This window comes from Streptomyces jumonjinensis, from assembly GCF_009600885.1.
In the GTDB taxonomy this organism is placed as follows: Bacteria; Actinomycetota; Actinomycetes; order Streptomycetales; family Streptomycetaceae; genus Streptomyces; species Streptomyces jumonjinensis.
Genome location: NZ_VCLA01000028.1, coordinates 1 through 21,909, shown reverse-complemented (window position 1 = coordinate 21,909; position 21,909 = coordinate 1). Strand labels below are relative to the sequence as shown.

Below are 21,909 nucleotides of genomic sequence, written 5' to 3'. Positions count from 1 at the left end.
GGGCCCGTCCAGCTGTAACGACCACTATCCGGGTAGGTTCCGCTCGCCCGTCGGCGGGCCGGTCCCCGGGCCGGGACGCCCGCCCGGGGAGGCCGGTCGGGAGCGGGCGGGGCCGGTGTGAGCTCCACCCGCTTGGGCGACGGCCGGGCGGCCGGGACGGCGGCGTGGCGCACCGGCGTGGCGCACCGGCGGCGGCCGGCGGGCCGTCCATCCGGTCATCGAAAGATCACAGAAAATTTCTGCCGAAAGTCGCGTCATAGCTGCGCGCCCGCCCGCTCTCATCCGGCGAGGGCCCGTCCGGGGCCCGGTCCGTACCAGGAAAGAGGGCCCTGATGTACTCCGTGGTCGAGCGCGAACTGGAACTGAAGCTGGTGCTGTCGCCGGAGCGCGGCATCCCCGTCCCCGCCCGTCTCGTCTACCGCACCGACGACCCGTTCGCCGTGCATGTCACCTTCCATATCGGCTCCGAGTCCCCGGTCACCTGGACCTTCGCCCGTGAGCTGCTGGTGGAGGGGGTGTTCCGGCCCTGCGGACACGGGGACGTACGGATCTGGCCGACCAAGGCCGAGGGGCGGAGCGTGGTGCTGATGGCGCTGAGCTCGCCGGACGGGGACGCGCTGCTGGAGGCGTCCGCCGCCGTGGTGTCGGCCTGGCTGGAGCGGACGCTGCGGGTGGTTCCGCCGGGGGCCGAGAGCGGGCGGCTCGATCTGGACGGCGGCCTCGCCGAGCTGCTCTCGCCCCGGCAGGCGGGACGGCTCTGGGCCAGGGGGCACTTCCCCGCCCGCGGGGAGGAGCCCGGCCGGCCCGCCGACGAGCCCTCGGACGGCGACTCCTGATCGAATCCGTCGATCAGCCGATCAGCCGATCAGCCGATCACATAGGTATGCGTGATGAACTCCAGCGAGTGGCCGTCCGGGTCCTCGATATAGACCCCGCGTCCGCCGAAGTTGTGGTTGATCTCCTGGGGCCCGTTCCGTTCCGGCCCCGCCCAGTACGGCAGTTCGCGTTCCGTGATTCTGCCGAATACGCCGTCGAATTCCTCTTCCGAGACCAGAAAGGCCAGGTGCTGCGGGACGATGTCCCCGTCCGCGTCCAGGTAGTCGAGGGTCACCCCGCCCGCCAGCGGCAGGCTGGCGAACGGTCCGAACGGCTTGGGCTCCGGCTCCCCGATCAGCTCGGCGAGGAATCGCGCGCCCGCGAAGCGGTCGCGGCTGTGGACGATCGTGTGGTCCAGTCGGGCCGGCATGGCTCCTCCTTCAGCGTCCTTCTTCTCGTCTGCTCCGCTGTTCTCACCGTAGGAGGACGGTCCGGGGCCGGGCCATCGGGCGTTCGACTTAGGTCGTGGGCTGCGGCGGGCCCTGGCCCGTCAGAACAGCTTGCCCGGGTTCAGCAGGTTCAGCGGGTCGAAGGTGCGCTTGATGCCGCGTTGCAACTCCAGCCCCACCGGACCCAGTTCCCTCGCCAGCCACTCCTTCTTCAGCGTTCCGACGCCGTGTTCGCCGGTGATGGTGCCGCCCAGCTCCAGCCCCAGCGCCATGATCTCGTCGAACGACTCCAGCGCCCGCCGCGATTCGTCCGCGTCCTGGTGGTCGAAGCAGACCACCGGATGCGTATTGCCGTCGCCCGCGTGGGCGCAGACCCCGATCGTCAGCCCGTGCTTGTCGGCGATCGCCGCCGTCCCCTCGATCATCGCGCCCAGCCGCGAGCGCGGCACGCAGACATCGTCGATCATCGTCGCCGTCCGTACGGTCTCCAGCGCGGGAAGGGCCAGTCTGCGCGCCTGGAGCAGCAGCTCCGACTCGGCGGCGTCGTCCGCCGGGACCACCTCGCTCGCGCCGGCCGCCCGGCAGAGCTCGCCCACCGCCGCCAGATCGGCCGCCGGGTCGGCGGTGTCGAACGCCGCGAGCAGCAGGGCCTCCGTGGTGTCGGGCAGGCCCATGTTCGCCATGGCGTTCACCGCCCGTACGGTCGTACCGTCCATCAGCTCCAGCAGCGACGGGGTGTGGCCGCGCTCCATGATCGCGCAGACCGCGTCACAGGCCGCCGCCGCCGAGTCGAACTCGGCCGCGAGGACCAGCTGCGCGGGCGGCCTGGGGCGCAGTCCGAGCACCGCCTTGACCACGATGCCGAGGCTGCCCTCGGAGCCGACGAACAGCCGGGTGAGGTCGTATCCGGCGACGCCCTTGGCGGTGCGGCGGCCCGTCGTCAGCAGCCGGCCGTCCGCGAGGACGACGTCCAGACCGAGGACGTACTCCGCGGTCACCCCGTACTTCACACAGCACAGCCCCCCGGACGCCGTGCCGATGTTCCCGCCGATGGTGCAGCTCTCCCAGCTGGAGGGGTCGGGCGGATAGTCGAGCCCGTGCTCGTGGGCCGCGCGGGAGAGCACCGCGTTGATCACTCCCGGTTCGACGACGGCGATCCGGTCGACGGGGTTGATCTCCAGAATCCGGTCCATCTTGACCAGCGAGAGCACGATGCAGCCGTCCGAGGCGTTGGCCGCGCCGGACAGCCCCGTACGCGCGCCCTGCGGGACGACGGGGACGCGCAGGGCCGTGGCCGTCCGCATCACCGCCTGGACCTGCTCGACCGTGCGCGGCAGGACGACGACCGCCGGGAGACCGGCCGCGCAGAAGCTCGCCATGTCCCGGCCGTAGGAGACCATCACATCCGGGTCGGTGATCACGGCTTCGGCGGGCAGTGCGGCACGCAGCCGTTCGAGGAGATCGTCCATGATCCCAGCGTCGCACCCGGGGCCATCGGTGTGAACCCGTCGGCGTTCCGCTTCACAGGGCCGGGCGCATTCTTCATATGGACTGCCTGCTGACGCACAGTGAGCCCATGGGCACGGAACTGTTGAAGAACGCCGCGGTCGGGACACTGGTCGCCGCGACGCTGGCCGGCGGGGTGATCGCACTGCTGCCGCGCGCCCCCGAACCGCCCCGGCCCGCCCCGGGACCCGCCGCACGGGCCGTGGCGGCGGCAGCGGCGGGCGCTCCGGCCACGGCGGCGGAGCTGACCGCGCTGATCGGGGAGCGGGAGCGGTGGCTGCGCAGCCGCCCGGAGGACGAGGAGTCGTGGGCGGTGCTGGGGACCGCGTACGCCCAGCGCGCCGCCGCCTTCGCGGACTGGGCCGCCCTGCCCAGGGCGGAGAGCGCGCTGCAGCGCTCGCTGAAGGCGCTGCCCGCCGCCGAGGGCAACACGGAGGCGCTGCTCGGGCTCTCGGCGCTGGCCCATGCGCGCCAGGACCATATGAGCGCCCGCGCATTCGCCGAGCAGGCGCTGAAGCAGCGGCCCCGGCGGTGGACGGTGCACCGGGCGCTGCTCGACGCGTACCGGGGGATCGGCGACTACAAGTCCGTGGGCACGACGCTGGAGAAGCTGACGGCGCTGTACTCGGGGCCGCAGTCGCGGGCGCTGGCCGCGCGGATCTACCGCGAGCGCGGCTGGCGCGAGGACGCGGCGGCGACGGCGTATGACGCGGCTGCCGCGGCCGAGGGCCCGATGGAGCGGGCGGCGGCCCTGGTGCTGCTCGGCGATCTCGCCTGGGACCGCGGCGAGCCCGCCGAGGCGGCCGGCTCCTATGACGCGGCGCTGAAGCTCGTCCCCGGCCACCCCGGGGCGCTGGCGGCGCGGGCGCGGGCGCTGGCGGCCCTCGACCGTACGGATGAGGCGTTCCGCGACTACCAGGCGGCGCAAAGGGGGCGTGCGGTGCCCGAGTACGCGCTGGAGGAGGCCGAGCTGTATGAGTCGCTGGGGGCGAACGAGGAGGCCGAGGCCGCGTACGAGCGGGTGCTCGCCTCGGCGGCGCAGGCGGCGGCGGGCGGGGTGAACCAGGAGCTGCTGCTCGGTCGGTACGAGGCGGACCACGGCGATCCGCAGGAGGCGGTGCGGCGGCTGACGGAGGAGTGGGAGCGGGGGCGGCACAGCATGGCGGCGGCGGACGCGCTGGGGTGGGCGCTGCTGCGGGCGGGGCGGGCGAAGGAGGCGCTGCCGTACGCCCGGCGGGCGATGAAGGAGAGTCCGCGCGACCCGCTGTTCTCGTACCACCGGGGCGAGATCGAGCGGGCGCTCGGGAGGTACGGGGCGGCACGCCGGAACATCGGGCAGGCGCTGCGGGTCAATCCGCACTTCTCACCGCTGCTGGCTCCCCGGGCGCGGGCCGCGATGGCGGCGCTGGGGGATCCGCCGACGGGCGGCCCGGGGAGGACGGCGGGGACGGTGATCCGGGAGGGGAGGAGCGGCACGGCAGGTTCCGGGAGCATGGGTGTGCGGCAGGGGGCGGGGAGCGGGTGAGGGTGTCGGTCCGCCGGGGGCCGCGCGGCGGGGTACGCGATCCGCCGCATGCCGCGCGGACGGGGTACGCCCGGGGACGAGGGACGACGAACCGCCGGGCACCGCGCGGACGGGGTACGCCCGGAGGTGATGGGCGTCGGTCCGCCGGGTGCCGCGCGGGGGTAAGCCCGAGGTGAGGGCGTCGGTCCGGTCCGCCGCGTGCCGCGCCCGGGCCGGGGACGGCGAACCGCCGCATCCCGCACGGGCGGTTCAGCCGCGCTTGGCGTAGACGATGAGGTTGTCCACCGTGTGACCGTCCTTGTCGAACTCTCCGTCGCAGGTGATCAGGCGCAGCTCACGGCCGTTGACCGGCTGGCCGTAGACCCTCTGGCTCGGGAACGCCTTCTTGCTGACGGTCTCGGTGCCGGTGACCTTGAAGCGGGCGGTGCCGCCCGCGGCGTTGCGTACGGTGATCTCCGCGCCCTTGCCGACCTTCCGCAGATCGTGGAAGACGGCGGCGCCGTACCGGGTGTCGTTATGGCCGATGATCACGGCGGCGCCGCGCTCGCCGGGGACGGCCGCACCGGTGTACCAGCCCGCCGTCATGCCCTTCTCGGCGGGCGGGACCTCGACCGTGCGGTCCTTGTTGAGGCCGAGGCGCATCAGCTCGCTGTCCACGCCGATGGAGGGGATCGTCACCCGGACGGGGGCCGGGACCGTCTTACCGCCCTTGTCCCGGGAGGCGGTGGCTCCCCCGGGTGCGGTGGCTCCCTCCTCCGGTGCGGCGGCGCTCGTCCCGGCCGGGCCGTGGTCCTCGGCCTGGGGGGCCGATTCGGCGGAGCAACCGGTGAGGGCGAGCGCGAGGGCGAGGCAGACGAGCGCGGGGAGGGCGGCGGGGCGGCGGTTCACGGTTCTCACAGGGGTCATCGGGGCTCCAGGGGCGGGGAAGGGCGGGACCGGGGCCGCGACGGCCCTCCGGGGAGGGGGACCGCCGCGGGTCCTGGGCAGCGGCCTCAGCCGGCTGCGGGCCGGTCAGCCGGCGGTGGTGCGGCGGCGGAGCACGAAGCCGCCTGCGCCGGCGAGGAGCCCGAAGGCGATGGCCGATCCGGCGAGGACGCCGGAGGTCCCGCCGCTCTCCACGGGCCGCTCGCCGGCGGCGACTCCGCCGCGCGGGATGACCCGGACGGCGCCCTTGGACTCGCCGTCGCCCTTGAGCTCGACGACGGGGGCCGGCGCGGGGGCGGGCTTTTCTCCGGCGGCGACTCCGCCGCGCGGGATGAGCACGGCCTTGCTCTTGCCGTCGCCCTTGACCTCGACGACAGGGGCCGGCGCGGGGGCCGGCTTGCCTCCGGCGGCGACTCCGCCACGCGGGACGACCACGGCCTTGCCCGGTGCAGCGGGCTCGGCGGTCCGCTCGGGCGTGGCGGTGGCCGACGCCGAAGGCCGCTCGGCGCCCGGCTTCACCGGCGACGGCGACGAGTCGGCGAACGCGCCGCCCGCCGGGAGGGCCACCACTGCCGCCGCGGCGGCGGCGACCAGGAGGGCACGCGGGGTGAATCGACGCTTCATCAGAAGGGCTCCATTCCAGCTGGGGTTCGGGGCTGCCGGGACGGCGTCGCGATCGCGTTCCGGCATGTCCGTCAGGCTGGCGTGGAGTTATGAAGAACCTGTCAGCTCGCTGTGGTGCGCGTATCAGCCCCGGCCCGCCCGGGGTCCGGGCCCCGCCGCGATACGGGGCCCGGCGGCCCCGGGGCAGCCGCCGCGAACCCGCTGCGAACCCGCTGCGGCGCTACCGCACGCCCGCCGGCCCCGGACCCGCGTCCCGGTCCCGGTCCGCGAGCGCCGTGGAGCGACGCCCCGGCCCCGCCCTACCGCACACCCCCCGGGCCCGGCCCCGGACCCGCGTCCCGGTCCGCGAGCGGGCCGGGCCGTACCGGGAGCCGGAGGGTGAACTCGGCGCCCTTCCCCGGCTCGCTCGCCGCCGTCACCGTCCCGCCGTGGGCTTCCGTCAGATTCCGTACGATCGCGAGCCCCAGGCCGCTCCCGCCCATCCGCCGGTTCCGCGACTTCTCCGCCCGCCAGAAGCGGTCGAAGACATGCGGCAGATTCTCCGCCGTGATCCCCTCCCCCGTGTCGGCGACGGCCACCGCGAGCCACTGACCGGGCCGCTCCCCGCTGTCGTACGCCCTCAGGGTGACCGTCCCGCCGGGCGGGGTGTGGCGTACGGCGTTGGAGACCAGATTGCCCACCGCCTGCCGCAGCCGCACCGGGTCGGCGGTCAGCGGAGGCAGCCCGTCCGCCGCCCGGACCCGCAGGGCGACGCCCGCCGTCTCGGCCCTGGCCTGCTGGGCGGCGGCCACCTGGCCGAGGAGTTCGGCCACGGCGACGGGCCCGGGGTGCAGTCGCAGCGCTCCCGCGTCCGACTCGGCCAGATCCTGGAGGTCGTCGATGATGTGCTGGAGCTGTACGGCCTCCTCCAGCAGCGAGGAGACGAACGCCTCGTCCGGCTCGGCGATGCCGTCCTGGGCCCCCTCCAGCCAGCCCCGGATATTGCTCAGCGGGGTGCGCAGCTCATGAGCCACATCGCTGACCATGGCCCGCCGCTGGGTCTCCAGCCGGGCACGGTGCGCGGCCATGTCGTTGAACGCGGCGGCCAGCCGCCCGATCTCGTTGTCCGCGGTGACCGGCACCGGCTCGGACCGCTCGCCGTCCTTCATCCGCTGGGCCGCGCCGGTGAGCGCGTGCAGCGGCCGGACCAGCCGGGTGGCGGCGAGCAGGGTGGCCCCCACGGTCAGCGCGAGCACCAGGGCGGCCACGCCCACGATCCGGGCGGTGTTCTCGGCGGAGAGATCGAAGCCCGAGGCGGGCGTTCCGTCGGCGTCGCCGATGAACAGCAGCGCGGCGGGCGAGACATGGGGGCTGAGCTGCTCTCTGCGGGCGGTGTCCACACAGCTCGCGACCGCCCGGTCCACGGTGCTGTCGCCGAAGCCGAGCTCGGCTGGCTCGGCGGGCTCGGCGCTCGGGGAAGGCCCGGGGAGCAGTACGGTGGTCCGCGGTTCGACGGCCGCGGACGGCTTCCGCACTCCCTGCCGGGCCCAGGACAGATCCAGGTTCAGCCGGACGGGGTCATGGCCGGTCCGCTTCAGACAGGCGTCGGAGAGCCTGTTGAGCGCGGCGAGCGCCTTGGCCTCCGTGGGGGTGGGCTCGGCGAGCTCGGCGAGCCCGCAGCGGAGGCCCTCGGCCAGATCGTCGTCGCTCTCGCCGACGATCTGGATACGCGGCCGTCCGCTCGGGGTCCGCACGACGTCGGCGGCCACCCCGTACCCCTTGAGGCAGTCCACGGCGCGTTCGGCCCGCCGCTCCAGGCCGGTGCGTTCGCTTCCGGTGACCCGGAACGGCCCGACCGCGCGCGGATCGATCCGGGCCTTGGCGTCCCCGCCGCCGCCCTGGGGTTCGAGGTCCAGGGCGGTGTCGGAGGCGAGCGGGTCGACGACGGCGGACGCCTCCGGCGGCAGGGCGGGCGGCGGGGAGTCCGCCGGGCCGTCCCCCGGCACCCTGGCGGAGTCCGCCAGGGTGCGGTGGTCCTCGGTCGTCAGCGCGATCCGTCGGTCGTAGCGGGCGGCGAGCTCCCGTACGGTCCGTTCGACGCCGTCCCAGTCGGGGCGGGTCGCGGCGTGCTCGCGCAGCCGGTCGTAGATACGGGCGCCGTCGCTGAGGTTCTGGCCCTGCTGCTCCTCGATCGCCCCCGACGTGGTCTGCACGGCCAGCCAGGCGGTGGCCGCCACCGAGCAGAACGCCACCAGCGCGGAGACCGCCAGCAGCCGGCCCAGCAGGCTCTTCCGCAGCGGCAGCCTCCGCCCGCGCCGCCGGGGAAGCCGCTCGGGAAGCCGCTCCGGGAGCTGCTCGGGGAGCCCCTCGGGCCCGGGTTCACGGCCGTGCACGGCCGGTCTCCTTCGCGGGGTCCGCCAGCTTGTAGCCGACGCCGAAGACGGTGAGCAGCCGCACCGGCCGCCGGGGCGCGGGCTCGATCTTCTTACGGAGGTTCATGACATGGACGTCCACGGTCCGGTCGCCTATGTAGCGGGCGAAGCCGTGGAGTTCCTCCAGGAGCCGCTGCCGGGTGAAGACCCGGCCGGGCTCGGCGGCCAGCGCGGCGAGGATGCGGAACTCGCCGGGCGTGCAGTCGACGCGTACGCCGTCGACGCTGACCTCGTGCCGCTCCGGGTCGACGGCGAGAGCGCCCACGGTGAGCACCGCGTCGTCGGCCTGGGGTCCGGCCGTGCCCTTGGCGGCTCCCCGGGAGCGGCGCAGCAGGGTGCGGACCCGGGCCATCAGCTCACGCGGGCTGTAGGGCTTGGTCATGTAGTCGTCGGCCCCGAGGTCGAGGCCGAGCAGCAGATCGTCCTCGGTGGAGCGGGCGGTGAGCATCAGCACCGGAAGCTCGTACTCCTCGGCGCGCAGGATGCGCAGCACATCCAGGCCGTCGGCCTTCGGCATCATCACATCGAGGACGAGCAGATCCGGGGGCCGGTGCCGGACGGCCTCGATGGCGGCCCGGCCGTCCCGTACGAGGGTGACGCCGTGCCCCTCCCGTTCGAGATAGCGGCGGACCAGCTCGGCCTGCTTCTCGTCGTCCTCGGCGATCATCACTTGTGCGCACACGGAGTCGATCGTAGGCAGCGGCCCCGGGCACAGGGCCGGGCGGGGCCGTTCCCGGGCGGCCCCGCCGTCGTCGTCAGAGGTTTCCGCGCTTGGCCTGCTCGCGCTCGATGGCTTCGAAGAGCGCCTTGAAGTTGCCCTTGCCGAAGCCCATGGAGCCATGGCGTTCGATCATCTCGAAGAAGACGGTCGGCCGGTCCTGCACCGGCTTGGTGAAGATCTGGAGCAGATAGCCGTCCTCGTCGCGGTCGACCAGGATCTTCAGCTCGCGCAGGGTCTCCACCGGCACCCGGGTCTCGCCCGCCCAGTCGCCGAGGGTGTCGTAGTACGAGTCGGGGGTGTCCAGGAAGGCGACTCCGGCCGCGCGCATGGCCCGTACGGTCGCGACGATGTCGTTGGTCGCGAGCGCGATGTGCTGGACGCCCGCGCTGCCGTAGAACTCCAGATACTCGTCGATCTGGGACTTCTTCTTCGCGATCGCGGGCTCGTTGATGGGGAACTTCACCTTGCGGGTGCCGTCCGCGACGACCTTCGACATCAGGGCGGAGTACTCGGTGGCGATGTCGTCGCCCACGAACTCCTTCATGTTGGTGAAGCCCATGACCTTGTTGTAGAAACCGACCCATTCGTTCATATGGCCGAGTTCCACATTGCCCACGCAGTGGTCGATGGCCTGGAAGGTCCGTTTGGCGGGCGGCTCGACGAGGGGGGCGGCGGCGACATAGCCCGGGAGGTAGGGGCCGTCGTATCCGGAGCGGTCGACCAGGGTGTGGCGGGTCTCGCCGTATGCGGCGATGGCGGCCAGCACCACCGTGCCGTACTCGTCCTTGAGCTCATATGGCTCGGTGACGCCGCGCGCGCCGTGCTCGACGGCGTACTCATAGGCGGCGCGGGCGTCCGGGACCTCGATGGACAGATCCACGACGCCGTCGCCGTGCACGGCGACATGGTCGGCGAGGAAGCGGCCCCAGGGGGTGGATTCCTTGATGACGGAGGTGAGAACGAACCGGGCGGATCCGTTCTCCAGCACATAACTCGCCGTCTCCCGGCTGCCGTTCTCCGGTCCGGAGTAGGCGACGAGCTTCATGCCGAAGGCCGTGGAGTAGAAATGCGCGGCCTGCTTGGCATTGCCGACGGCGAAGACGACCGCGTCCATTCCCTTCACCGGGAAGGGGTCGGCCTCGCGCGCGGTGGTCAGGTGGTGATCGATTGTCTCAGTCATATCGGCAGGCTCCTACCGTTCCACAAGCTGCGCAATAGTTCGTCACATCACTGGGCAATATGCATAGTGCTACTCCACCATGGTGAGACTTTCTGTACATCATGACCACTCGGGAGATCCTCATGGCGATCGATCATCTGGACGGCCGTCTGATCGTGCTGCTGGCGCGGGAGCCCCGGATAGGGGTGCTGGAGGCGTCCCGGCGGCTCGGGGTGGCGCGGGGCACCGTCCAGGCGCGGCTGGACCGGCTGCGCTCCCAGGGGGTCATCAGGGGCTTCGGTCCGGAGGTGGATCCGGCGGCGCTCGGCTATCCGGTGACGGCGTTCGCCACGCTGGAGATCAAGCAGGGGCAGGGCGCGGACGTACGGGCCCATCTGACCACCGTGCCCGAGGTGCTGGAGCTCCACACCACCACCGGGCACGGGGACATGCTCTGCCGGCTGGTGGCCCGCTCCAACGCCGATCTCCAGCGGGTGATCGACCGGGTGGTGGGCTTCGAGGGGATCGTCCGGGCGTCCACGGCGATCGTCATGGAGAACCCGGTGCCGCTGCGGATCATCCCGCTGGTGGAACAGGCCGCCGGGGATACGGAGGGTTGCTGAGGCGGGGTCCGGCCCGGGGCAGGGGGACGGCTGAGGCCCCGGGTCAGCGGGAGGAGCTCGCCGGGGTCAGCGGGAGGCGCCCAGCCCGGGTCAGCAGGAGGGGACCTTCCCGCCCTCGTCCAGCGCCCGGAGCGAGTCCACCGCGCCCTTCAGCGTGGTGACGGGGATCAGCCGCAGACCGTCGCCCGCTCCGGCCTCGGCGTCCGCGCACTCCCCCTTCGGCACCAGGAAGACGGTCGCCCCGTCGCGCTCGGCGGCCTGGGTCTTCAGCGCGACTCCGCCGACCGCGCCGATCTCGCCGTCCGCGGTGATCGTCCCCGTACCGGCGACGTTCCGGCCCCCGGTGAGATCGCCTCCGGAGCCGTTGCCGTCGAGTTTGTCCACGATTCCGAGGGAGAAGAGCAGCCCGGCGCTGGGGCCGCCGACATCGGCGAGCCGCAGGGTGACCTTGACCTTCTCCGGGTCCTCGCCGAGGTAGGAGAGCGCGGCCCGGGTCGCGTCGTGCTGGGACTCCGCCATGTCCGCGAGATTGTGCTCGGCGACCTCCTTCGTGGACTGGCCCGCCGGGTAGACGGAGTCACGGGGCAGGACCGCGCGGTCGTCGCGGAACCAGCTGTCGGTCACATCGCCGAGATCCACGTCGGCTTCCGGGCCGGTCGCGAAGATGGTGGTCATCCGGAGCGCTCCCGTCGTCTCGCGGACGGGCGCACCCGCGATGGAGATGACGGGGGTGCCCTTGTGCTCGCCGAGTACATCGGCGGTGTCACCCGGCTGGGCGATGACGTACGGCAGGGGCGCGAACCCGGCGGCGGCGAGGAGGGCCGCGACGGGGAGGGCGCTGAGGAGGAGGGCGCGGGTGCGCGTGAGACGGGAGAGCACGGGCCCAATCTATCCGTGGCGCGGACGCCGGGGAGCCCGCACCCGCGCACTGGACGGTCAGGGGCCCGCCGCCGTGATGACCTCATGATGACCTCACCCGGCCTCACGCGAGCCGGGCGCACGCGAGCCAGGTCTCACGCGAGCCAGGTCTCACGAGCGCCGGGTCTCAGCGGAGGGCGTCGGCGACCTCCCGGGCCGCTTCCATCACCCGGCGGCCCACCCGCTCCGGGACCGAGTCCGCGAGCATCACCACGCCCACGCTGCCCTCGATCCCCGTCACCCCCACCAGCGCGGCGGCGGCGCCGCTCGCGCCCGCCTCCAGCTCGCCATGGGTCAGGGTGTATCCGGGGTCGTCCGCGCTGCCCTGGCGGGCGGAGAGTATCGCCTTGCCGGCGGCTCCCCGGTCCAGCGGATGCCGGAACCCGGCCCGGTAGGCGACGTGATAGTCGGTCCAGGTCGGCTCGACCACCGCGACGGCCAGCGCCTCGGCCCCGTCCACCAGGGTGAGATGAGCGGTCGCGCCGATGTCCTCCGCGAGCGAGCGGAGCGCGGGCATCGCGGCCTCGCGCACCAGCGGATGCACCTGGCGGCCCAGGCGCAGCACCCCGAGCCCGACTCTGGCCCGCCCGCCCAGATCGCGGCGGACGAGAGCGTGCTGTTCCAGGGTGGCGAGCAACCGGTAGACGACGGTCCGGTTGACCCCGAGTCTGTTGGACAGCTCGGTGACGGTCAGTCCGTGGTCGGTGTCGGCGAGCAGTTTGAGGACACGCAGTCCCCGGTCGAGCGTCTGGGAGGTCTCCGCGGTCACGACGCCCTCTCCTTCGGAGTGAGTGACGGCGGACTCTCATGGTGTTGCCCGCGGCGCCGGTCCCGTCGGCGCCGCCCCCCTGAGACCGCCGGCAGGCCATGGCAGACCGGCTCGGCTCCGCGGCGGCTCTGCCACGGGGCGTTTGCGTTGCCCGGGACAGTATCGATCCGGTCCGCTCAGCGGAAGGGCTCGTCCAGAATCCGGGCGTCAACCCGTGATTCGGGCCGAAAAGCGCCCGGTCCCGGAGGCTGATTCCAGGGACCGGGCGCTTTCACGAAGGGGGTCGTGCGCGTCGCCGGAGAGGGGCCGGGCGCATCGCCTGAGCATGGCCGAGCGCGTCACCGGAAGGGACCGGGCGCGTCGCCTGAGCCGGATCAGCGCATCCGGGTGGCCCACTCCTGGACCTTCTTGATCCGCTCCCGGATCTGCCCGGCCGTCGCCTCGGCGCTCGGCGGCCCGCCGCAGACCCGCCGCAGCTCGGTGTGGACGACCCCGTGCGGCTTGCCGCTCTGGTGGACGTACGCGCCGACCATCGTGTTCAACTGCTTGCGCAGTTCGAGGAGTTCCTTGTGGGAGACCACGGGCCGCCGTTCGGCGGGCAGCTCCAGCAGATCGGCCTCGGTGTCGGGCCGTTTGCGGCTGTGGGCGATCTGCCGGGCCTGCCGCTTCTGGAGCAGCATCTGCACCTGGTCGGGTTCGAGGAGTCCGGGGATGCCGAGGTAGTCCTGCTCCTCCTCGCTCCCGGGGTGGGCCTGCATCCCGAACTCGGCCCCGTTGTACATGACCCGGTCGAAGACGGCGTCGGACTCCAGGGCCTCGAAGGGCAGCTGGTCCTGCTCCCCCGTGTCCTCGTCCTGTTCCCGGTTGGCCTCGTCCAGCTCCTTCTCGGACTCGGCGTACGGGTCGTCCTCGCCGTCCTTCTTCGGCCGGTCGAGCACATGATCGCGCTCGACCTCCATCTCATTGGCGAAGCCGAGCAGCATGGGGATGGTCGGCAGAAAGACGGACGCGGTCTCGCCGCGCCGCCGCGACCGCACGAACCGGCCGACCGCCTGCGCGAAGAACAGGGGCGTCGAGATCGTGGTGGCGTACACCCCGACCGCGAGCCGGGGCACGTCGACGCCCTCGGACACCATCCGGACGGCGACCATCCAGCGGTCGGTGTTCTCGCTGAACTCGTCGATGCGCTTCGAGGCCCCGGTGTCGTCGGAGAGGACGACGGTCGCCTTCGTGCCGGTGATCTCGCGGATCAGCTTGGCGTACGACCGCGCGGAGTCCTGGTCGGAGGCGATGACCAGACCGCCCGCGTCCGGGATCGACTTTCTGACCTCGGTGAGCCGCTGATCGGCGGCGCGCAGCACATTGGGCATCCACTCGCCGCGCGCGTCGAGCGCGGTCCGCCACGCCTGGGAGACGGCGTCCTTGGTCATCGGCTCGCCGAGCCGGGCGGCGATCTCGTCGCCGGCCTTGGTGCGCCAGCGCATATTGCCGCTGTAGCTGAGGAAGATCACGGGCCGGACGACTCCGTCGCCGAGCGCGTTGCCGTAGCCGTAGGTGTAGTCGGCGGCGGACCGGCGGATTCCGTCGTTGCCCTCCTCGTAGGTCACGAAGGGGATGGGGTTGGTGTCGGAGCGGAAGGGCGTACCGGTCAGGGTGAGCCGCCGGGTCGCCGGGTCGAAGGCTTCGAGACATGCCTCGCCCCAGGACTTGGAGTCGCCGGCGTGATGGATCTCGTCGAGGATGACCAGGGTCTTCCGCTGCTCACAGCGGTTGCGGTGGAGCATGGGCCGTACCCCGACACCGGCGTAGGTGACGGCGACGCCGTGGTACTCCTTGCTGAGCGGGCCCGCGCTGTACTCCGGGTCGAGCTTGATCCCGACCCGCGCGGCGGCGGCGGCCCACTGCTTCTTCAGATGCTCGGTCGGCGCGACGACGGTCACCTGCTGGACGACATGGTGGTGCAGCAGCCAGGAGGCGAGGGTGAGGGCGAAGGTGGTCTTGCCCGCCCCGGGCGTTGCGACGGCGAGGAAGTCGCGGGGCTGTTCCTGGATGTATCTCTCCATGGCCCCCTGCTGCCAGGCGCGCAGCTTTCCGGCGGTGCCCCAGGGGGCGCGGCCGGGGAAGGCGGGGGAGAGGTGGTGGGAGGGGGAGGCGGTAGTAGTCACGGTCTCCGGTTCGGCGCTGGTCCGGTCAGAACGGGTATGACAACCGGGCCACCCTACCGGTGCGACCGTCCCCCTCCGGGCCGTACGGGGCGGAGGGGGCGGGGGGTGAGACCCGCTTCACAGGAGGGCCTCACCCCGCGTCCCCGGCCCGTCGCTCCGGCCGCGCCTCAGCGGGCGAATCGGGGCAGCTGCGCGGCGGTCTTCGGTACGTCGAGCGCGCCCTGGCAGACGTCGAGCACGAACTGTTCCGCGGCGTCCACGTCGAAGGCGGCATCCAGCGGGTGACCGTTCATATGGAGAAAGACCCAGGTCGCATACCAGGCGAGCCGCTTGTTGCCGTCGACGAGCGCGTGATTGCGGGCGATCGACTCCATCAGCGCGGCGGCCTTCTGCCAGACATCCGGGTAGGCGTCCTGCCCGAAGACGCTCGCCTGGGGACGGGCCAGCGCCGAGTCGAGCAGACCGTAGTCGCGCACTTCGGCGGCCCCGAGGCGCTCAGCGAGGTTGAGCAGCTCGGGAAGGGTGAGGTACTGCATCAGGCGAGCCTCCGGTTCAGCTCCTCGCTGGCCTTCAGGACGTGCTCGGCGGCCTCGTTGAACAGCCGCGAGTGTTCGTTTATGGCTCTGACGACGGCGTCGTGCGCGAAGGACTGCATGCTCCGGCCCTCCGCCTCGGCGCGCTCGCGCAGGGCGGTGAGCTCTTCCTCGGTGAATCTGACGTTGAGAGCAACCATGATGTGACGGTACCACGCGGTACCATCCAGTGTCAGTGAGATTCCCGCACCTTCAGCCGGGTCACCACCCAGGCCCCCGCCAGCGCCACCAGCGCCATCGGCAGGAACACCGCGGCGAAGGCGACCGGGTTCGACTCCCCGGCGGCGGCTGCGCTGTGTCCGGCGATGGAACCGCCGCCGAGCGCGGCGAAGGCGGCCCCGCCCGCGGCCAGCAGGATGGCGTTGGAGAGGCCGTCCGAGATCTGGAGGGCGGCGGAGTTCGCGCCCGCCTCCTCCGGCGCGGAGAGCTTGAGCAGCATCACACTCGTCGAGGCGATCACCATGCCCAGACCGAAGCAGCCGACGCCCCAGGCGACGCCCACGATCCACACCGGCACCGCGTCGATGAGCACGGTCGGCGCGCTCGCTATCGCGCCCGCGGAGAGGACCATCCCCAGCGCCATCAGCCGCTCCCGGTGGGGGGCCATCCGCGGCCGGGACTGGAGGTACGAGCCGAGCGCCCAGGTCGCGCCGCCCACCGCCAGGGAGAGCCCGGCCATCGTCGGCGACAGCCCGCGCTGGGTGACCAGCATCAGCGGGATGAAGATCTCCGCCGCGACGAACGATCCGGCGGCCATGCCCCGCAGCAGCACGACGGAGGGCAGCCCGCGCGCCGCGCGGTAGGTGCCGCTGGGCAGCAGCGCGAGCACCGAGGGCACCAGCACGGCCGCGCCCACGACGGCGGGCAGCAGCGAGAACCAGCGCAGGTCCTGGGCGGCGTACTGGATCAGCGCCGAGCCCAGCGCGATACCGAGGGCGAACCTGATCCGGCGGAGGTCGAAGCCCTGGCGTGGCGCGGTCGGGTCGGCGGGCCCGGCGGCCATCCGCCGTATCGCGGGCAGCGCGAGCACCAGCGGGAAGACGACGAGCGTGGGGATGCCGAGAAAGACCCAGCGCCAGCCCAGCTGTTCGGTGACGGTGCCGGCGCCGAGGGGGCCGACGACCGAGGGGACCATCCAGGCCGCGGCGAAGGCGGCCAGGATGGCGGGCCGCAGCCGCTCCGGGTAGGCGCGGCCGATCACCACGTACAGCGCCACGATCACCAGACCGCCGCCGAGGCCCTGCACGGCGCGTCCCGCGATGAAGACCCACATCGTGGACGCGACCCCGGAGAGCAGCAGTCCGCCGCCGAAGGTGGCGATCCCGGTGGCGAGCGGCCGAAGCGGCCCGTCCCGGTCCGCCCACTGCCCGGCGAGGACCATGGCGAAGAGGCTGGTGGTGAAGTAGGAGGAGAAGGCGAAGGCGTAGAGCTCGACGCCGTTCAGCTCGCGCGCGGCGATGGGCATGGCGGTGTTGACGGCGGTGGCCTCGAAGGCGATCAGCACGACGACGGCGATGATCCCGATGCTCAGCGCCCGGTAGGTCCGCCCGAGAACCCCTTCGTCCCGCGGTCGCCGATCGGCGGGTACGGCGTCGGGGTCTGCGGTCGGCTGCGTGACCTCGGCGTCACGTGGTTCCAGGGCGGTCATGCGCCAAGAGTAAGGGGCTTGGCTGAATATGAACCCTGTCGCCGGATGGGACCCGGGGTGGTCCCTTGGTCGTACGACTGTGAACGGCGTGTGGCAGTCGTATTGCGGAGTGCCCGGATCGCTTGAGGCGGGCGGGCGGGGCGGCCTACGGTCGGATCAGTCGCAGCACACGGCCGTGTGCCCGAGTGGTTGAGGGACTCGCCTGCAAAGCGAGTTAGGTCGGTTCGATTCCGATCACGGCCTCTGAGCAAGACCGGCGCTCGACGGGCCCTCCCGCTGGGGGTCCGGGGGTCGCCCCCCGGGACAGCACAGCGTCGGTTCGATTCCGATCACGGCCTCTGAACAAGAACGGCGCTCGACGGGCCCTCCCGCCGGGGGTCCGGGGGTCGCCCCCCGGGACAGCACAGCGTCGGTTCGATTCCGATCACGGCCTCTGAACAAGAACGGTGCCATGGATCCCAGGGGTCGCCCCCGGGACGGTACAGCGCCTGCCTCCGAACACGCCCGGCGCTATGGGTCCCGGGAGTCGCCCCCCAGGGCCCCACAGCGCCGGCCCCCGCACAAGACCGGCACCCAGGCCCCCCGTTCAGACGCGGGCCTCCGGCAAGCGCTCCAGGAGCTCAGTCACCGTCTCCCCCGGCGACTGAGCGCTCGTATCCAGCCAGAGCCCGATCCGGGGAGTCTCTTCGCGCAGCACCCGGTCCAGGGCGTCGACCGTCCAGCCGCCCGGCGCGTACCCCGTCTTCGGGCGCTCCGACTCACGGACGGCGACGGCGGACGGCGACGGAGCCAGCACCACCGCGTACAGCGGGCGGGTGCGGACGGCGGCGACATAGCGGGAGAGCTCCTCGCCGATGACGATGTCCTGCACCACCGCCGTCCAGCCCGCGTCCGCGTACGCGTCCGCGGTCAGCGCGGAGAGCCGGTGGCGCAGCCGCAGCTGCGCCATGGCCTCCCGCTCGTCGCCGGAGCCCATCTCCACCCGCCCCGACACCGTCATCCGGCGGAAGACGTCCCCCCGGACATGGGCCGCCTTCGGCAGCCGTTCGGCCAGGGCCTGGGCGACGGTCGACTTCCCGGCGGCCATGATCCCGGTGATCAGTACGACGGAGGAGGGCGGCGGCTCGGGCATGAGCCGACGCTATCGCCGTCCGCGGCCCCGGGCACCTGAATTGAGCGCGGGGGCCACAGCCCCGCCGGCCCCCGGGTGAGTAGGCTCGGGCCAGTCACGAACGGCACGGGGGGCTTCAGATGGCAGAACCGGCACGACCACATCCGTCCCGGACCCGGCCCGGCCCTCCCATCGCCCGGCTCGACGCCGAAGACCCCGGGCAGCGCGGCCTCCCGCTACACCCCGCAGATCCTGGGGGACTTCGTCTGCGAGGTCTCGGGCAAGGACGCCACCTCGTTCGACGCGGTGGCCCTCGACAAGCTCACCGGGAAACCCGCCTGGCGGCATGCCCAGCGCAGCCCGAAGTCGCTGAAGCTGACGTCGGACGGCTCCCGGCTGTTCCTCCTCCAGGCGGAGGGCGTGACGGCGCTCTCCGGAGGCCCCGCGGGGTGATCCCCGGGCTCCGGGGGCCTCGCGCCGCCGAGTGATCCCCGGGCTCCGGGCCCTGGTCCCGCCGGGTGATCCCCCGCCCGAGGGGGGGGGAGCCCGGCGGACGCCTCGCGTCAGACGCCCGGGGCCGCCACCGCTGCCTGGGGCCGGATCGGCAGCCGGTTGACGGGGCGGCCCGTGGCCGCCCGTACCGCCGCCGCGACGGCCGCCGGGGAGGTGACCACGGGGGCCGCGCTCGCCGCCTTCGCGCCGAAGGGCGCGACCACGTCCCGTTCCTCCACGAGCTTCACGATCCGGACGTCCGGCGCGTCCAGCGCGGTCGGCAGCGCGTATCCGGTCAGATCCGGATGGCGGATGACCCCGCGCGCGGTGCGCAGATTCTCCGTCAGGGCCGTTCCCACGCCGAGGGTGACGCCCGCCTCGATACGGGCGGCGAGCTGGGCCGGGTTGAGCACCCGGCCCACATCCTGCGCCACCGCCATCTCGACCACCCGGATGGAGCCGAGCTCGATGTCCACGTCCACCACCGCGCGTACGGCGCAGAACGCCATGCCCACGAAGGCGTCGCCCTGCCCCGACTCGTCCAGCGGCTCGGTGGGGTGCGGGCGGCACTGCGCGGTGGCCCACAGCTCCTTACCCTCCAGCGCCTCCGTCACGGTGGTGGAGAGCACCCCGTCATAAGAGGTGATCTTGCCGTCGGTGATCTGGAGCAGCTCGGTCGACATGCCGAACTGATGCGCCAGCGGCTGGAGCAGTTGCGTACGGACCATCTTGGCGGCCCGTTCGACCGCGCCGCCCGACACCCAGGTGTGGCGGCCGTGGGCCGCCGGGCCCGCCGGGGGCTGGTCGGTGTCGACGGCCGCGACATGGACCTCTTCGATGCCCAGGGTCTCCTGGACGATCTGACGGGCGAGCGTGGTGAAGCCCTGGCCGGTCTCGACGGCCGCGCAGATGACCGTGGCGATGCCGTCGTGGACCTTGACCGTGGCGGTGGAGACCTCGTCGGTGCCCTCCGCGCCGAGCATATGGACCATGCCGAGGGCGTAGCCGACGCCCCGGCGCACCGCGCCCGGCTCGCCCGCGCCCTCGGGGCCGCCCGGCAGCAGCCAGTCGTCCTCGGGCGAGTCCTTGGGCAGCGGGGGCAGCGGGAAGTCCCGTACGGCCTGGAGCAGTTCGGCCACCGGGGCCGGGCAGGTCACCGTCTGGCCGGTGGGCAGGATGTCCCCGGTCGCCAGCACATTGCGCAGCCGGAGTTCGGTGGGGTCGAGACCGAGCCGGACGGAGAGCTTGTCCATCTGGGCCTCGTACGCGGCGCAGACCTGCATGGCGCCCTCGCCCCGCACATGGCCGGACGGCGGGTTGTTGGTGCGGACGGCCCAGCCCTCGATGAAGGCGTGCGGCACCACATAGGGGCCGCAGGCGAAGGCGACCGCCGCGGCGAGCGACTCGGAGGAGGCGTCGGCGTACGCGCCCGCGTCGAGCAGCAGCTGGGCCTCCACCTTGACCAGCCGGCCGTCCCCGTCGGCGTGGTGGCGGTAGCGCAGCAGGGTGGGATGGCGGTGGGCGTGGCCGAGGAAGGACTCCTCGCGGGTGGCCGTCAGCTTGACCGGGCAGCCCGTCTTCAGCGCCAGCAGTCCGAGCGGGAGCTGGAAGCCGGGGTCCTCGCGGTCGCCGGTCGCGCCGGGGACGCCGGTGACCACGATCTTGACCCGTTCCGGTTCCAGTCCGAAGCAGGAGGCGGCGAGATCGCGGTCGGTGTGCGGGTCGGTGGAGGCGACGTACAGCTCGACTCCGCCGTCCGGGCGGGGCACGGCGAGGCCCGCCTCCGCGCCGATGGGGGCGGGGTCCTGGCGGCCGATGCGGTAGAGGCCCTCGACGACGATCTCCCCGGTGATGTCGGGGTCGCCGTAGCGCAGCGGGATATGGCGGATCAGATTGCCGTCCGGGTGCAGCGGTTCGGCGGCGAAGGACTGCTCGGGGTCGGTGACCGGCTCCAGCACTTCGTATTCGACGGTGATGGAGGCGGCGGCGAGCCGGGCGGTGTCGGGGTGGTCGGCGGCGACGGCGGCGATGGCCTCGCCGTGGTGGCGCACCAGATCGGAGGCGAAGACGGGCCGGTCGGCGATGCCTCTGCCGTAGGAGGTGTCGCCCGGGATGTCCTGATGGGTGACGACCGCGCGGACGCCCTCCATCTCCAGCGCGCCGGAGGTGTCGATGGCGGTGATCCGGGCGTGGGGGTGCGGGGAGCGCAGTATCGCCGCCCAGAGCAGCCCCTCGGCCCAGAGGTCGGACGCGTACGGGAAGGTGCCCTCGGTCTTGGCCCGGGCGTCGGCCTGGGGCAGGGAGACGCCGAGGCCGTGGACGGGCTGCTCGGGCCGGGGGACGGGAGCCGTCCGGGGCGTCGCGGTGGTGGCCGCGTCGTTGGTCACGCCATGCCTCCGTCGTGCGGGTGGGGCTGCACACTACCGGCCCCGGGGGGCGCCTGGTGTGGAATCAGAGACTCCGGCAGGGACGCGGGCTGGGCCGGCCCGGCCGGTCCCATGGCCTCGGCGGCGGCTGCGGCGCTCGCCTCGCGGGCGGCGGCCACCTCCCGTACGGCGTCGAGGACTCCGCGGTAGCCGGAGCACCGGCAGAGGTTGCCGCAGAGGGCCTGGCGGGCCTCCAGCTCGGTGGGGTGGTGGTTGCCCTCCAGAAGGTCATGGACGGTCATGGCCATGCCGGGGATGCAGAAGCCGCACTGGACGGCTCCGCAGGCGGCCAGGGCGCGCTGGACGTCGGAGGGCTCGCCGTCGGAGGCGAGGCCCTCGACGGTGCGGATCTCGGATCCGGCGGTGGTCGCGGCGGGGACCAGGCAGGAGGCGACGAGCCGCCCGTCGACCTGGACGTTGCACGCGCCGCACTCGCCCTGGGAGCAGCCGTCCTTGGCTCCGGCGAGGCCGAGGCGCTCCCGGAGGACGTAGAGCAGCGACTCGCCGATCCAGGCGTCCGTGACGGGGCGGTCGGTGCCGTTGACGCGCAGGACGTAGGAGGTGGGCGGGTGTTCCTGGGGGGCGGCGGGGCCGAGGTCGGCCGCCGCCTCCGGCGCGGCGTCGGCGGTCGGTGCGGGCTGTGTGCCGGTGCCGGCGTCCTGCGGCTGCGCCGGGTCGGCGGGTACGGATACGGGGGCGGGCGCGGACACCGCGTCCGGGACCGCGCCGGGCTGGGCGTCGGCGTCCTGCGGCGGTGCGGCGGCCTGCTCCGCGCTGGTGAGGGGGTCCGGGTCCGTGGCGGGCACGGTCTCCGTGCCGGTGACCGGCTCGGGGCCCGGCTCCGGGCCGGTTCCGGGCGCGTCGGCCTGAGGCTGGGCGGGCTCCTGGAGCGGCCCGGCCGGGGGCTCCGGCGAGAGGGCTCCGGCGGGGGCGGCCTCGGGGGCTGTGAGCTCCGGCACCGGGGCAGCGGGGGCCTCGGGAGCGGGGGCGGGGTGCTCCTGGGCCGGGGCCTCCTCGGGGGCGGTCTCC

General features: G+C 73.2%; 20 protein-coding genes and 1 tRNA gene. 5 read left to right on the top strand and 16 right to left on the bottom strand.

Annotation, left to right across the window (positions count from 1 at the left end; translation table 11 throughout):
* Positions 1–332 precede the first annotated feature (332 nt).
* Positions 333–836 (top strand): SsgA family sporulation/cell division regulator, encoded by a 504-nt coding sequence (locus FF041_RS04165; protein ID WP_153521064.1) that lies wholly within the window; start codon positions 333–335, stop codon positions 834–836.
* 29 nt (positions 837–865) lie between these two features.
* On the opposite strand, the gene FF041_RS04160 is transcribed toward FF041_RS04165, so the two are convergent.
* Together FF041_RS04160 and FF041_RS04155 are read right to left on the bottom strand one after the other, a co-directional pair.
* Positions 866–1,246, bottom strand: coding sequence for a VOC family protein (locus FF041_RS04160; RefSeq protein WP_153485035.1), 381 nt, complete (start codon positions 1,244–1,246; stop codon positions 866–868).
* Positions 1,247–1,366: 120 nt separating this feature from the next.
* A complete protein-coding gene (locus tag FF041_RS04155; RefSeq protein WP_153521063.1) occupies positions 1,367–2,734 on the bottom strand; it encodes an FAD-binding oxidoreductase in 1,368 nt (455 codons plus the stop codon).
* Positions 2,735–2,841: 107 nt separating this feature from the next.
* Here FF041_RS04155 and FF041_RS04150 point away from each other — a divergent pair, with 107 nt between their 5' ends.
* Entirely contained in the window at positions 2,842–4,296 is a 1,455-nt protein-coding gene (locus FF041_RS04150; RefSeq protein WP_153521062.1) for a tetratricopeptide repeat protein, read from the top strand.
* 249 nt (positions 4,297–4,545) lie between these two features.
* Here the strand turns inward: FF041_RS04150 and FF041_RS04145 are convergent, their stop codons facing one another.
* The 5 genes from FF041_RS04145 to hppD form a co-directional block, all read right to left on the bottom strand.
* On the bottom strand, positions 4,546–5,202 hold the full coding sequence (locus FF041_RS04145; protein ID WP_153521061.1) for a class F sortase: 657 nt from the start codon (positions 5,200–5,202) through the stop codon (positions 4,546–4,548).
* 105 nt (positions 5,203–5,307) lie between these two features.
* Positions 5,308–5,844, bottom strand: coding sequence for a hypothetical protein (locus tag FF041_RS04140; RefSeq protein ID WP_153521060.1), 537 nt, complete (start codon positions 5,842–5,844; stop codon positions 5,308–5,310).
* Positions 5,845–6,143: 299 nt separating this feature from the next.
* A complete protein-coding gene (locus FF041_RS04135) occupies positions 6,144–8,216 on the bottom strand; it encodes a sensor histidine kinase (RefSeq protein WP_407698105.1) in 2,073 nt (690 codons plus the stop codon).
* Positions 8,203–8,922 (bottom strand): response regulator transcription factor, encoded by a 720-nt coding sequence (locus tag FF041_RS04130; protein WP_153521065.1) that lies wholly within the window; start codon positions 8,920–8,922, stop codon positions 8,203–8,205. The genes FF041_RS04135 and FF041_RS04130 overlap by 14 nt, the downstream gene beginning before the upstream one ends.
* An 88-nt stretch (positions 8,923–9,010) precedes the next feature.
* Positions 9,011–10,156, bottom strand: a complete 1,146-nt coding sequence (gene hppD / locus FF041_RS04125; RefSeq protein ID WP_153521059.1) for a 4-hydroxyphenylpyruvate dioxygenase — start codon at positions 10,154–10,156, stop codon at positions 9,011–9,013.
* Positions 10,157–10,278: 122 nt separating this feature from the next.
* On the opposite strand from hppD, the gene FF041_RS04120 reads away from it, so the two are divergent.
* Positions 10,279–10,758, top strand: a complete 480-nt coding sequence (locus FF041_RS04120; RefSeq protein ID WP_153485097.1) for an Lrp/AsnC family transcriptional regulator — start codon at positions 10,279–10,281, stop codon at positions 10,756–10,758.
* Between the two features lie 90 nt (positions 10,759–10,848).
* Here FF041_RS04120 and FF041_RS04115 read toward each other — a convergent pair whose 3' ends face one another.
* The 6 genes from FF041_RS04115 to FF041_RS04090 form a co-directional block, all read right to left on the bottom strand.
* Entirely contained in the window at positions 10,849–11,637 is a 789-nt protein-coding gene (locus tag FF041_RS04115) for a S16 family serine protease (RefSeq protein ID WP_323391170.1), read from the bottom strand.
* Positions 11,638–11,803: 166 nt separating this feature from the next.
* Positions 11,804–12,445, bottom strand: coding sequence for an IclR family transcriptional regulator (locus tag FF041_RS04110; protein WP_323371945.1), 642 nt, complete (start codon positions 12,443–12,445; stop codon positions 11,804–11,806).
* A 374-nt stretch (positions 12,446–12,819) separates the two neighbouring features.
* A complete protein-coding gene (locus FF041_RS04105) occupies positions 12,820–14,610 on the bottom strand; it encodes a DEAD/DEAH box helicase (protein WP_323391167.1) in 1,791 nt (596 codons plus the stop codon).
* A gap of 167 nt (positions 14,611–14,777) precedes the next feature.
* Positions 14,778–15,146: a type II toxin-antitoxin system death-on-curing family toxin gene (locus tag FF041_RS04100; protein WP_153521058.1), complete on the bottom strand. Its 369-nt coding sequence runs from the start codon at positions 15,144–15,146 to the stop codon at positions 14,778–14,780.
* Positions 15,146–15,343, bottom strand: a complete 198-nt coding sequence (locus FF041_RS04095) for an Arc family DNA-binding protein (protein WP_153521057.1) — start codon at positions 15,341–15,343, stop codon at positions 15,146–15,148. Before FF041_RS04095 ends, FF041_RS04100 begins: the two co-directional genes overlap by 1 nt.
* Before the next feature lie 32 nt (positions 15,344–15,375).
* A complete protein-coding gene (locus FF041_RS04090; RefSeq protein WP_153521056.1) occupies positions 15,376–16,851 on the bottom strand; it encodes an MFS transporter in 1,476 nt (491 codons plus the stop codon).
* A 171-nt stretch (positions 16,852–17,022) separates the two neighbouring features.
* Between FF041_RS04090 and FF041_RS04085 the strand changes: the two genes are divergently transcribed.
* Positions 17,023–17,094: transfer RNA gene (locus tag FF041_RS04085), tRNA-Cys, on the top strand.
* A gap of 343 nt (positions 17,095–17,437) precedes the next feature.
* On the opposite strand, the gene FF041_RS04080 is transcribed toward FF041_RS04085, so the two are convergent.
* On the bottom strand, positions 17,438–17,983 hold the full coding sequence (locus tag FF041_RS04080) for an AAA family ATPase (protein WP_153521055.1): 546 nt from the start codon (positions 17,981–17,983) through the stop codon (positions 17,438–17,440).
* A 75-nt stretch (positions 17,984–18,058) separates the two neighbouring features.
* Between FF041_RS04080 and FF041_RS04075 the strand changes: the two genes are divergently transcribed.
* Entirely contained in the window at positions 18,059–18,415 is a 357-nt protein-coding gene (locus tag FF041_RS04075; RefSeq protein ID WP_153521054.1) for a hypothetical protein, read from the top strand.
* A gap of 110 nt (positions 18,416–18,525) precedes the next feature.
* Here the strand turns inward: FF041_RS04075 and FF041_RS04070 are convergent, their stop codons facing one another.
* Together FF041_RS04070 and FF041_RS38795 are read right to left on the bottom strand one after the other, a co-directional pair.
* Positions 18,526–20,841: a xanthine dehydrogenase family protein molybdopterin-binding subunit gene (locus tag FF041_RS04070; RefSeq protein ID WP_323391166.1), complete on the bottom strand. Its 2,316-nt coding sequence runs from the start codon at positions 20,839–20,841 to the stop codon at positions 18,526–18,528.
* Positions 20,838–21,909: (2Fe-2S)-binding protein (locus FF041_RS38795; RefSeq protein WP_228388018.1), on the bottom strand; the 1,072-nt coding region annotated here is incomplete at its 5' end. The genes FF041_RS38795 and FF041_RS04070, both read right to left, overlap by 4 nt.

Coding starts and splice junctions, on each gene's coding strand:
- FF041_RS04165 (WP_153521064.1), top strand. CDS start 333: ATGTACTCCGTGGTCGAGCGCGAACTGGAACTGAAGCTGGTGCTGTCG.
- FF041_RS04160 (WP_153485035.1), bottom strand. CDS start 1,246: ATGCCGGCCCGACTGGACCACACGATCGTCCACAGCCGCGACCGCTTC.
- FF041_RS04155 (WP_153521063.1), bottom strand. CDS start 2,734: ATGGACGATCTCCTCGAACGGCTGCGTGCCGCACTGCCCGCCGAAGCC.
- FF041_RS04150 (WP_153521062.1), top strand. CDS start 2,842: ATGGGCACGGAACTGTTGAAGAACGCCGCGGTCGGGACACTGGTCGCC.
- FF041_RS04145 (WP_153521061.1), bottom strand. CDS start 5,202: ATGACCCCTGTGAGAACCGTGAACCGCCGCCCCGCCGCCCTCCCCGCG.
- FF041_RS04140 (WP_153521060.1), bottom strand. CDS start 5,844: ATGAAGCGTCGATTCACCCCGCGTGCCCTCCTGGTCGCCGCCGCCGCG.
- FF041_RS04130 (WP_153521065.1), bottom strand. CDS start 8,922: ATGATCGCCGAGGACGACGAGAAGCAGGCCGAGCTGGTCCGCCGCTAT.
- hppD (WP_153521059.1), bottom strand. CDS start 10,156: ATGACTGAGACAATCGATCACCACCTGACCACCGCGCGCGAGGCCGAC.
- FF041_RS04120 (WP_153485097.1), top strand. CDS start 10,279: ATGGCGATCGATCATCTGGACGGCCGTCTGATCGTGCTGCTGGCGCGG.
- FF041_RS04100 (WP_153521058.1), bottom strand. CDS start 15,146: ATGCAGTACCTCACCCTTCCCGAGCTGCTCAACCTCGCTGAGCGCCTC.
- FF041_RS04095 (WP_153521057.1), bottom strand. CDS start 15,343: ATGGTTGCTCTCAACGTCAGATTCACCGAGGAAGAGCTCACCGCCCTG.
- FF041_RS04090 (WP_153521056.1), bottom strand. CDS start 16,851: ATGACCGCCCTGGAACCACGTGACGCCGAGGTCACGCAGCCGACCGCA.
- FF041_RS04080 (WP_153521055.1), bottom strand. CDS start 17,983: ATGCCCGAGCCGCCGCCCTCCTCCGTCGTACTGATCACCGGGATCATG.